Source organism: Vibrio sp. Vb2960, from assembly GCF_033337665.1.
Lineage (GTDB): Bacteria > Pseudomonadota > Gammaproteobacteria > Enterobacterales > Vibrionaceae > Vibrio > Vibrio alginolyticus.
Genome location: NZ_JAWORD010000014.1, coordinates 107,515 through 119,573, shown reverse-complemented (window position 1 = coordinate 119,573; position 12,059 = coordinate 107,515). Strand labels below are relative to the sequence as shown.

9 protein-coding genes are annotated in these 12,059 nt (G+C 40.8%); 6 read left to right on the top strand and 3 right to left on the bottom strand.

Annotated features, from left to right (window positions below; translation table 11 throughout):
• Positions 1-6: 6 nt before the first annotated feature.
• Positions 7-3,147 (top strand): efflux RND transporter permease subunit, encoded by a 3,141-nt coding sequence (locus R7O03_RS13905; protein WP_005377311.1) that lies wholly within the window; start codon positions 7-9, stop codon positions 3,145-3,147.
• A gap of 145 nt (positions 3,148-3,292) precedes the next feature.
• Entirely contained in the window at positions 3,293-4,222 is a 930-nt protein-coding gene (locus tag R7O03_RS13900; protein WP_213909780.1) for a LysR family transcriptional regulator, read from the top strand.
• A gap of 1,235 nt (positions 4,223-5,457) precedes the next feature.
• Here R7O03_RS13900 and R7O03_RS13895 read toward each other — a convergent pair.
• Positions 5,458-6,357, bottom strand: a complete 900-nt coding sequence (locus tag R7O03_RS13895) for a LysR family transcriptional regulator (protein ID WP_318131777.1) — start codon at positions 6,355-6,357, stop codon at positions 5,458-5,460.
• 112 nt (positions 6,358-6,469) lie between these two features.
• On the opposite strand from R7O03_RS13895, the gene eamB reads away from it, so the two are divergent.
• The 3 genes from eamB (at position 6,470) to queC (ending at position 8,428) form a co-directional block, all read left to right on the top strand.
• The gene (gene eamB / locus R7O03_RS13890; protein ID WP_005388201.1) at positions 6,470-7,054 is read left to right on the top strand and encodes a cysteine/O-acetylserine transporter; all 585 of its coding nucleotides are present in this window, start codon (positions 6,470-6,472) and stop codon (positions 7,052-7,054) included.
• 308 nt (positions 7,055-7,362) lie between these two features.
• Positions 7,363-7,704, top strand: a complete 342-nt coding sequence (locus R7O03_RS13885) for a helix-turn-helix domain-containing protein (RefSeq protein ID WP_025768136.1) — start codon at positions 7,363-7,365, stop codon at positions 7,702-7,704.
• A 67-nt stretch (positions 7,705-7,771) separates the two neighbouring features.
• The gene (queC, locus tag R7O03_RS13880) at positions 7,772-8,428 is read left to right on the top strand and encodes a 7-cyano-7-deazaguanine synthase QueC (protein WP_005377298.1); all 657 of its coding nucleotides are present in this window, start codon (positions 7,772-7,774) and stop codon (positions 8,426-8,428) included.
• A gap of 310 nt (positions 8,429-8,738) precedes the next feature.
• Here queC and queE read toward each other — a convergent pair whose 3' ends face one another.
• Positions 8,739-9,389: a 7-carboxy-7-deazaguanine synthase QueE gene (gene queE, locus R7O03_RS13875; RefSeq protein WP_318131776.1), complete on the bottom strand. Its 651-nt coding sequence runs from the start codon at positions 9,387-9,389 to the stop codon at positions 8,739-8,741.
• 216 nt (positions 9,390-9,605) lie between these two features.
• On the opposite strand from queE, the gene R7O03_RS13870 reads away from it, so the two are divergent.
• A complete protein-coding gene (locus R7O03_RS13870) occupies positions 9,606-10,415 on the top strand; it encodes a Cof-type HAD-IIB family hydrolase (protein WP_017821691.1) in 810 nt (269 codons plus the stop codon).
• A gap of 160 nt (positions 10,416-10,575) precedes the next feature.
• On the opposite strand, the gene R7O03_RS13865 is transcribed toward R7O03_RS13870, so the two are convergent.
• A complete protein-coding gene (locus R7O03_RS13865; RefSeq protein WP_005388193.1) occupies positions 10,576-12,021 on the bottom strand; it encodes a bifunctional NUDIX hydrolase/phosphatase PAP2 family protein in 1,446 nt (481 codons plus the stop codon).
• Positions 12,022-12,059: the final 38 nt, after the last annotated feature.

Sequence of the window (12,059 nt, the reverse complement as noted above, 5' to 3'; positions counted from 1 at the left end):
AACCGAATGAAATTTGCACACTTTTTTATTCAAAGACCCATATTTGCCTCTATGTTATCGCTATTGATATTAATAGTAGGCGCAATTTCACTTTTACAGTTGCCTGTGAGTGAATATCCAGAGGTTGTCCCTCCTACAGTGGTAGTTACAGCAAACTATCCTGGTGCGAACCCAAAAGTAATCGCAGAAACAGTTGCTACGCCTCTGGAGCAAGAAATTAATGGTACAGAAAACATGTTATATATGTTTTCGCAGGCAACCAGTGACGGCAGAATGACATTGACCGTAACCTTTGCTTTAGGTACGGACTTGGACAAAGCTCAGGTTCAAATTCAAAACCGCGTCACTACAGCTTTGCCCCGATTACCAGAAGCCGTCCAACGGTTAGGAGTTGTTGCCGAAAAAGCCTCTCCTGATCTCACTATGGTTGTGCATATATATTCTCCAGATTCTAGCCGTGAAGTCAGTTATTTAGCTAACTACGCTAATTTAAACTTGAAAGATGAGATAGCTCGGCTCGGAGGCGTTGGTGATGTGCGCCTTTTCGGTGGTGACGAGTACTCAATGCGCTTGTGGTTAAATCCAGATGAGCTCGCTTCTAGAAATCTAACCGTAATGGACGTTGTCTCCGCCGTCCGATCTCAAAACCAACAGGTGGCAGCAGGCTCATTAGGTGCGCAACCAGCCGCTAATGAAAACCAATTCCAAGTTTTGTTGAACGTAAAAGGCCGCTTGGAGAATATTGATGAATTCAACGACATTGTAGTAAAAGTTGACGAAACAGGGGCTTTGACACGTCTTAAAGACGTTGCACGCGTAGAGCTAGGTCAAAACTCTTATGCACTGCGCGCCTTGTTAAATGGTAAACCAGCGGTGGCGATGCCCGTATTCCAGCGCCCTGGTGCTAATGCTATTGAGCTATCGAATCAGGTTCGCTCAACCATGGACCGTTTACAAGCAGCCTTTCCAGCTGGAGTTTCATATGAAATAGCCTACGACCCGACCGTCTTTGTTCGTGGATCGATAGACGCAGTGGTTCATACTCTGCTAGAGGCAATTGTACTAGTTGTTGTTGTAGTCATTTTGTTTTTGCAAACATGGCGCGCGTCTATCATCCCTATCATTGCGGTGCCTGTTTCATTAATCGGTACGTTCGCCGTAATGCAAATGCTCGGAGTATCGATTAACACGCTTTCGTTGTTTGGACTTGTTCTCGCCATAGGCATCGTCGTCGATGACGCCATTGTCGTCGTCGAAAACGTGGAACGGAACATCCATAATGGCCTTGCACCACTAGAAGCAACGAAACAAGCAATGACCGAAGTTACCGGGCCAATTATTGCAATTGCTTTAGTGTTATGTGCGGTGTTCATCCCGACGACCTTTATTACAGGGTTATCCGGTCAGTTTTATAAGCAGTTCGCACTAACAATTACGATCTCGACGATTATTTCAGCAATTAACTCGTTGACGTTATCGCCTGCTTTATCAGCACTGCTATTACAAGATAAGAACGCAAAACCCGATCGGCTAACCAAGCTCTTGGATGCGGTTTTTGGTAAGTATGTTTTTGCGCCATTCAATAGAATTTTTGAGTATAGCTCGAACCAATATCAAGCTCTGGTCAAGAAGCTGATTCGTTTTAGCCTTGTTGTTGTGGTGGTATACATTGCGTTACTCGGGGGAACGGTTTCTCTATTCAAAGCGGTTCCTGGAGGATTCATTCCTCAACAAGATAAGCAGTATTTAGTTGCGATCGCCCAACTTCCAGATGCAGCAAGTTTAGATAGAACAGAGTCCGTTATTAAAGAAATGGAAAACCTCGCGCTGGCAACACCTGGCGTAGCACAAACCATTTCTTTCCCAGGCTTATCGGTCAATGGTTTTACTAACAGTCCGAATAGTGGCATCGTTTTTGTTACGCTTGAGGACTTCGATAAACGAAATGATCCAACTCTCGGAGCAAATGCGATTGTTGCATCTTTGAATAAGAGCTTTTCAATCATTGATGAAGCCTTCGTTGCGATTTTTCCACCACCACCAATCCAAGGACTTGGCTCTACTGGCGGCTTTAAACTTCAAATCGAAGACCGTGCGAACAAGGGGTTTGATGAGCTCTTCAAGCAATTGAACTTGGTAATAAGTGAGGCATCAACAAGACCCGAGCTGATGGGATTATATTCCACATTTCGTATACAAGTGCCGCAGATGGACATCCAAATAGATCGTGAACAAGCGATGCTGCAAGGTGTTCCTCTAGAGCAGGTTTTTGATGCGCTTCAAGTTTATTTAGGATCATTATACGTCAATGACTTCAATATGTTTGGTAGAACATACAAAGTGAATGCCCAGGCAGACATGAACTATCGTCTCGAACCTGACCAAATACTTAACTACAAAGTAAGAAATGCTGCCGGACAAATGGTTCCTCTCGGCGCTGTACTGGAGATCATACCCACGATTGGGCCTGACCGCGTGATGCACTATAACGGCTACCCTAGTGCAGAACTAAACGGCAGTCCTGCTTTTGGTTACAGTTCTGACCAAGCCCAAACGGCTATTGAGGAAGTACTGGATCAAAACCTAGCAGAGGGAATGGTTTATGAATGGACTGATGTAACCTACCAGCAGATTTTGGCTGGTAACACGATGGTGTATATATTCCCACTTGTTGTTTTGTTAGTTTTCATGGTGCTAGCTTCGCAGTACGAGAGTTTAAAACTACCATTCGCTATCATTTTGATCGTTCCTATGACCATTTTTTCTGCACTAGCAGGTGTTTGGTTCATTGGTGGTGACAACAATATATTCACACAAATTGCTTTGATTGTCCTTGTGGCTCTAGCGTGTAAAAATGCCATCTTGATGGTGGAGTTCGCTAAAGAACTTAAAGACAATGGCCAAGATACCTTATCAGCGATTTTGGAAGCATGTCGTTTACGTCTTCGACCGATTCTAATGACATCAATTGCATTTACCGCTGGTGTTATTCCATTAATGATTGGTACAGGGGCCGGAGCGGAAATGCGACAAGCAATGGGTATTGCCGTATTCTCGGGTATGGTAGGCGTAACGGTATTTGGATTACTACTCACACCTGTTTTTTACATGTTAGTGAGTCGAAACAAAAAACGTCAAACACTATAACCATAATATAAATACTCATTTAAATTCATACTAAAGGGAGCTATTGCTCCCTTTTCTTTTGGTTATTAAGTATATTAATAATTTCTAGACAGAGCAGTAGTTATACATGAAACTAATACGCTAATATCTAACTTGGATAAACATTGTGGATTTAGCAAATAAACTACACCTGCTTTTAGAAGTCTCTAAAGCTGGATCTTTTGCAAAAGCAGCAGATGGGATGAATATCGACCGCTCTGTTTTGTCTAAACACATCAAGCAGTTAGAAGAGCACTTAGGCGTTAGGCTATTAAACAGAACGACTCGCTCTCTTTCATTAACACAAGTCGGCCAGCAAATAGTAGAAAAAGCAGACCAAATATCTCAACTCCTTGATGATACTCAACAAATAGCGGAGAACTTTCAGACTGAGCCTTCAGGGAAAGTACGAATTTCAAGCTCAACATTATTTGGAAAACTCTATCTACAACCTTCGATAGAGAAATTTTTACATAAGTACCCAAAAGCAAGTGTTGAACTAATGCTAGATGATCTTCATGTAGACGTGATTAGAAGTAATTTTGATATTGCTTTTCGAATCGGACCTATGAGGGATTCATCAATGGTAGCAAGAAAATTAGCAAAAAATACGACTGCAATCATTGCTTCTCGAAATTTAATTGAAAAACATGGTAACCCAGAAACGCCTGATGAGTTAGTTAAGCTACCTTTTATTATTTATTCAAATGGTAATTTTATTGTCGATAAACTTAAATTCTACGACAAAGCAAAATCAGATGGTTTAGATACATACCCAATATCAGGGTCATACATGGTAAATGAGGCTGAGCTAATAATTGAAAGCGTAAAGTCAGGTCTGGGCGCTGCACTTATAGGTCAATTTATGCTTCCTAACAACCTAGAGTCTTCTAATTTAGTTCAACTTTTACCAGAATATGAAACTCAAGATTTTGGTGATATTTATGCCATGTACTCACACCGTCAGCAATCACCATTGGTTAGGGCATTCATTGATATCGTTCAAGAAGAAGTTGGCATACCACCAATATGGGAAAAGCATTTCAATAAAAGCTAGGTGATTCTATTTAACCAAAATTAACATAAAATAAAAAATCAAATAAAATCAATAAATTAAACCAGTAACGTTTAATATTCATCGAAGTTTAATGTTAGGTGAATTAAGTTCCATTCTAAATGGCGCTTAATTCACTAAATATAAAACATTCTTGATTTATAATACTAACAAATCCATCACCTATACAAGTTACGATGTATATTAAAGAAAAACACACCTCGGTCACTAGTTTGTTAGTATATAAAATATCTTATCTTATTTTTTTGGTTATTTATACGTTAGCAACGATTTATTTTAGCGTACAAATGGACAAAAGCACATCGGAGAACTCTCTTATAGAAATGACTCAAATAGCATTTGTGCTTTTTTCATCGTTAATGTGTTTGTATAAATCTAAGGAATATCTTGAACTCAAACACATATTAGTAATAATGTCTTCATTTTTTATGGTTATATTCGTTAGAGAAATGGACTACCACATAGAGCAGTATTTCTCTCACGGTTCATGGAAGTACCCTGCTTGGATTATAATAGTCTCGGTCTGTTATTTTTGTTTTAATAACATAGTTAACATAAAAAATGAGGTCAAACTTTTCATTTCTCATTCTAGCTTCACGACATTAACGATTGGCTTTTTCATTGTTTTCTTATTCTCACGCTTTGCAGGGTATGGTGATTTTTGGGTCGAGTTCATGGGGAACTCATACAATAGAGACGTGAAAAACTTGGTCGAAGAAAGCTTAGAGTTACTAGGTTACGCGATACTTTTAAACGGTGTTTTACTTATTAAAGTAGAAAACCACTAAGTATAAACAAAAGTTCAGAGCTTGTAGTTCAAGCTTTGAACTTTTTTTTGGTTAAAAAAAAGCAGCAAATATAATTTGCTGCAAATGATGAAAAAAACAATATGCGTAAGTTAACTTCCTAGCAATGGATGCGTTAACGAGTTAATAATAACGAACCGTAACAATTAAGTCTCGTTGAAAATAATCCATAAAGAATGGCATTTATTACACTGTTAATTATGTAACCTTATCTAATCTAGTTATCACACGCCGTCGTTTTTATATCTTATCTCTTTCTGTCAATAAATAGCTCTTCACATCAGATCTTATCTATCATCCAAAATTAGTCGACTGTAAAATAAAACACCAAAAATCAATTAATTAGAATCAACCACTTAAAAAATAAAAAGGAGTAAAAACGAAACTATGTCAGATAGAACATATTAAAGATCACCGACTCTGAGTAGAAAACCGTTCATACTCGTTACGCATACAATCAATAAAGACTTCCATCGCCGGCGTCACACACTTCCCAGCATGATAAGCGCAGAGTGGCTTGATCATCTGTGAAAATTCGGTGAACTCAAGCTCTTGTAAACTGCCCTCTTGCAACTCTTTTTCAACCGTAAAACGAGGTAAGTAAGAGATACCAATATTACTCTCAACGCAATTTTTGATCGTATTAATACTGCTAAGTTCGATCATGTTGTCGATGCTAATATCACGCTCTTGAATAATGCTCTCAAACATCTGTCGAAAAAGGCACTTAGGGCCATTGCTTATAAACCCTAAATCAATATGTTGCTCTCTCTTCTTTAAATCTAGCCCTTTTAAAAGCGGTGAAGCAACCAATACCAGTGGCTCCTGCTCAAACTCGTGCACCTTGAGTGTATCGTCATTACCTACTCGATAAAACACACCTAAATCAGCTTTATCCTCTATCAACTCATCTCGAATCTGATAGCAATTTTGTGATTGCAGAGAGAGTCTGACATTGGGCGCTCTGATCCTGAACTCTTTTAAAACATTAGCCATCTTATAAGCAAGTTGAGTCTCAGCAATCAGCACTTTCAATTCACCGGTCGGCTCCGAGTTTTCTTGCTTTGCTGTTCCCTCAATATTTTCCATCACTCGCGCCAGTTCATAGACGTAAGGCAGTATCTTTTCTCCTGCTTGAGTCAAAACCATCTTACGCCCTATTTTTTCGAACAGCTGCAAAGACAGATCTTGTTCCAACTGCTTGATTTGAAAGGTGACGGTTGATTGCGTGCAATAAAGCTTCTGTGACGCTTTTAGAAACGATCCTTCTTCAACAATAGCTTTAAAAGTAAGAAAGCGTTTTAGATTCATGACTAGACTCCACAACCAACAGTTCAATAAATTAAAAGTCTAAGTTTTAATTTATTCAATTTTTTAATCAATTGTAGCGAAGTATAGTGCAGTAAAAACAGGAGAGATAGAGATGACCGCCATCTACACCGCATTTTTTACTTACGTAATCATTACTTCAATTACACCAGGGCCAAACAACATTTTATCGCTCAGCATCGCGACGCAATATGGACTAAAACGCTCAACAAAAGTGATTTCGGGGATGTTTTGTGGCTATGTTGTTTTGATGCTACTTTGTGGCGCTTTCACGTATAACATGATCAGCCTCTTGCCCGTGATTACACCTTGGCTAACATGGATTGGAGCAGCTTATATTGTTTGGTTGGCTTGGGGGCTTGCTACGAGTGAGATCAAAACTTCATCGGATAATTCTAAAGGTATCAGTTTCTTAACAGGTTTCGGTTTGCAGTTCGTTAATGTGAAAATCATTCTTTATGGAATTACCTCTATTTCTACGTTCGTACTGCCCCACACTCAGAATATCTACTGGATCTTAGCGACTAGCCTCATTCTTGCTTTGATCGCACTCCTTAGCAACGTAGTCTGGGCCGTTGCAGGAAAGCTACTTCAATCGCAATTCCAGAGATATGGCAAAGTCATCAATATGAGCTTAGCAGCAGCTCTGATCTATTGTGCGACACAGTTATTTACTTAAGTATATAGTTGATCATCAAGAACAATATTGCTCTTCAACTTAGACGACTACGTTTATGTGAAGAGCAAGTTCTGCTCTACAAATCGCTGCGGTTTCTCGTGCCCTTACTCGCTCTTCCCGCTCCTCCATACGGCAGTTTTTGAAGAAGTAGATTCAACGTCACTTAATCAACCTAAAGAGACGAAATCTTGTTTAGCTATACATACACGGCCTTGGCGACCTCGGTAATAACTAAGTATTACTTAGTATACACAAATCAGAAAAACTAAGATAATCTTAGTCATCCAAGTCCTTCGTATGAACTTTAAGTGTTGTTTAATAACCCACTCCCAGCCCGCCTTAAGCATGCGCGTAAACAAGCGAATCTGTCCCAAAAAGCACTGGGCATCCGTATCGGCATGGATGATAGTTCTGCAAGTGCAAGGATGAATCAATACGAAAGGGAGCGCCATACTCCCGACGTAAAAACGCTCAAACTTATCGCAGATGAGCTAAACGTGCCTCTAAACTATTTTTTTTGTGAAGATGAAATCACCGCTGAACTTGCTGTTAATCTCCACAAGCTGTCAAATGATGACAAGCAAAGAGTGCTTGAGAGCACAGCCCAGTTGATTGCGGACGCAATCGCCACGAACAAGTCGAGTACGTAATAGGGATTAAACGCCTAAGAATACGTATCAATACCAAAGAATCAAAGAGCATAACTAAGGGTTCAACATGGCTACAACAAAAGCACTTGTGGTTTTTTCCGGTGGGCAGGACTCTACGACCTGCTTAATCGATGCATTAAATACATATGATGAAGTTCATGCTATAACGTTTGATTATGGCCAGCGTCATTCAGATGAAATAGATATCGCTATCGAATTAGGTAAGCAACTTAACATCAAAAGCCACAAAGTCCTGGATGTAAAATCAATTAATGAGTTAGCGATAAGCTCTCTGACAAGAGACAACATTCCGGTATCTAATGACTTAAGCGACGCTAACGTACCCAATACATTCGTTCCAGGGAGAAACATTCTCTTTCTTACTTACGCATGTATCCATGCTTACCAGCTTGGCATTCAAGACATCATTACGGGAGTCTGCGAAACAGACTTTAGTGGTTACCCTGACTGCCGAGACAACTTTATTCGCTCTCTAAATCTCTCTTGCAATTTAGGTATGGATAAAGCCTTCAACATTAAGACTCCTTTAATGTGGCTTACTAAAGCCGAGACCTGGGCTCTAGCTGATAAGCACAATATGTTGGAGTTTGTCCAAAACAATACTTTAACATGTTACAACGGAATCGTTGGTAAAGGCTGTGGTGAATGCCCAGCGTGCCTACTGCGACAAAGCGGCTTAGAAGAATACTTAGCGAGCAAATAGTCTTTGTTAGCGGTAATAGCGCTGGGATAAAACCTTTTGCGTTAGCTTCTAAACGTTTTATCTCAGCGTGAAACTCCAGCCAACAGAGCTTCATTTTGATGCCGCCAGATTGGTGGCATCAATTAAATGCGAAACGATTGTCGAACCAAAGATAGCACCACACCACAACAGCCAACACTTCTTAGCTTTTACAACGCTATAAATTGTTTAGATATATCGACAATGTTTCGATAGCAAAGCTACCAACGGCATTACTCGCGAAACCGGGATTAGATAGAAAAGCCACTTCGAATGATGACGAGCCTCTCGTCTAAGCAATACTCAAATATTTATGAGTTTGAACAGACAAACGCCAATTGCGGGCAATACACGTATCAATACACAATTGCGTAGCACGAGGCTTCTGGCTAATTGGTTGTAGTGCAATGATAGTCTCAGCCGCTACGTTCGCATTTGCTAAAAGGTCATCAAGGTGGTCGATGTCTTTCTGGGTGCCGACTGGATGCTTAATCTCATTTGCCCGCTCTAACGCGCTATTAAGCACTGGCAGTTTACCTTTCATTGCTACTTTTGGTGACAGTGTCACCCACGTATTTTCTGAAGTAATCACTTCTGATGTGCCACTGGTTTCAATTTGGCATTGGCACCCCATATCTTCAAACGCCTTTGTTAAAGGGCGCAGATCATAAATACAAGGCTCTCCACCAGTAATCACGATATGCTTAGCATTAAAGCCTTGCTGTTGATATTGCTCTACGATGTTCTCGGCAGATGCAACACACCACGTCGGAGAGTCTTCCGTTTTCACCAGAATATCGCCTATTTGACGTTGGTCATTCTCATCTGCATACCACGTTTGTTTGGTATCGCACCATGAGCAACCAACCGGACACTCTTGAAGCCGAACAAAAACAGCAGGGACTCCAGTGAAAACCCCTTCCCCTTGGATGGTTTCAAACATCTCATTTAGCTTATACAACGCAGAACTCACTCAACTCATAACATTTCGAGGCGAAGACCATAATGGACACGCGTGTCTAGGTCAATTTAAACCAAAAATTAATTGTTAAAATAGACCATTTTGTAGTTTCATAGCGTAATGAATATAGGTTTCTGGTTAACGTTAAACCAAGCCTTATTCACTGACAGCTCCCAAAAAACTTTAAGGTAAGAAATGATGTATAAACTGATCGCACTAGATATGGATGGCACGCTACTCAATAGTGATAAAGCCATTTCTGAAGAAAACAAACAAGCGATCGCAAAAGCTCGAGAAGCAGGCGTTACTGTCGTTCTCGCTTCTGGTCGCCCATTAGAAGGAATGCAAGACAAGCTCGACGAACTGAATATCCATTCCGATCGAGATTTTGTTCTTTACTACAACGGTTCGATGGTCAAGAACGTAGGCACAAACGACATCATCCACCAGCAAATCATAGATGGTAAAGCTGCAAAATTGGTGGCGCGAAAAGCCGAAGAGCTAGGTGCGTACGTCCATGCTTTTAGTCAAGTTCATGGTTTAATCACCAACGAACACAACCCTTACACCGATATTGAAGCAAAGATAAATGGCTTAAATGTCACCGAGATGAACTTCGAATCACTAGAAGACGATCATCCAATCATCAAAGCTATGATGGTTGCAGAGCCAAGCAAACTAACAGAAGTTATAGCAGCACTGCCAGCTGAAATGCGCGAAGCGTTTACGGTTGTTCAAAGCGCTCCGTTTTTCCTTGAGTTTCTTAACCCTGCGAGCAACAAAGGTATTGGTGTTGCCGCAATTGCCGAGTATCTGGGAATTAAACCTGAAGAAGTTATCTGTATGGGTGACGCAGAAAATGACCACCACATGCTGAAATACGCTGGCCTTGGTATCGCGATGGCAAATGCAATGGAAGAAACCAAGCAAATCGCTGACTACATTACGGCAAGTAATGATGAGCACGGTGTCGCTAAAGCTATAGAAAAGTTCGTGCTCAATGCATAGCCCTTTCCGCCATGTCTGTTGCGTTAAGCTTCTTACGTTTAACACCCCTAGCCGTCCAAGATAGGCAAGCGGCGTTGTTCGTAGACTAAACGTGTAAAAGCCTTGCTGTAATGCAAGGCTTTGTTTTTACTCAAATACTAATAGATAACAAATACAGCCATCAATCTAGCAACGTTTTGCTCGGTTGGTTTTCACAAGTCAGCTTCCTTGCAAGCAGCATAAATAACAACATTAATAATGGATAATGTAACGTCGACAAGACTAATGACCACAAACCGCTAAACGATACGATATTAGCCGAGTACAAATAGAGTTGATCAACAAGCAACAATGCCAGCGTTACAAAGATCATCTGCCGAGTATCTAAATGTGCTTTCGACTCTTTAAATGTCATGACCAACGCTGATGCAGTGATTAAAATTGCTAGCCAGCGACCAAACACAGGTAATGGCCAGATGACAGAGATGACCGATGTTGCCGCAGTCATAATGAACCAGACGCCTTTTGAGCTTAGAACTTTATCAACGTTCACATCTTGATTTGTCTCCAGTCGAAGAACATGCCAAGCCACCAAGCTGCCTAACAGCGCGCCAAATAACATATCTAAAATAAAGGCACTGCCGAGGAAAAACTTACCTAACACCACAGTAAGAGTGATGAACACGAAGACTGCCGTTGTTCCATTCAAACCAAAATACTGGGTTCTATGAAACAAGAACGTCAGCACACAAAACCACACAGCGATAGGCAAGCTAGGAAAACTAAAGCCAAAGCTGTGCGTTAACTCCATCATTGGTATATAGACATGTGGGCGCGGTAGCGAAAAGCCTTGTTGAGCGACAAGCACCATAAGCGACGTTGCACTAATTGCGAAAAAGAGTCGGTACACAAACCGGCTACCAAAGCGCATCATGGCTAAAGGAAATAGAAAGAGTAGTACCGTCGGTTCTGTCAGATCTATAACGAGTTTCGAGATCTGACTAGCTACCTCGTAACTCGTTTCTGACAACGCCCCTACCCAACTCTGTAAATCTATCAGCCACGCCAATTCAACCTGACGAAATGAAGGCGCGGATTCGATCAACTGAGTCACATAAGATACTGATTGCTTGGTAGCTTGATCAAAAAACTGAGTGGCTTGTGGCCATTGCTCAGGATAACGATATAAAGATGATGGTAATTCAGATGGGCTAAGCAACATCGCTGACGCAACTTCTACTCCATAATGAGGGGCAAACCAAATAGGCAGTTCATTTCCACCTAAAGAATTATTCATAGAAAAAGCGATAATGTCAGAGTCTGATATACAGTCGTAAAAAACCGCAGTGTCCGTTCTGCCAAGCTCCTCTCCAACCGTAACCACTATACCGGTTTCTTCCCACGTTTCTCGTTGAGCAGCAACTTGTGGAGACTCACCATCAATGATGGTTCCGCCAGGTAGAGAAATCTTATCCGTTAATACTTCATGAACTAGCACTAACTTGTCATCAGCGCGAACAATACAGAGCGCTCCTTTAACTTCGCTCGCAGTGGCTTTAGCCGTAGAGATCGGTGAAACAGGTAACAAAATAAAACAAAGGATGAGTAATAACAGCTGTCTCAACACAAAATATGACCTTAAATAAACATAATGATAACCAATGA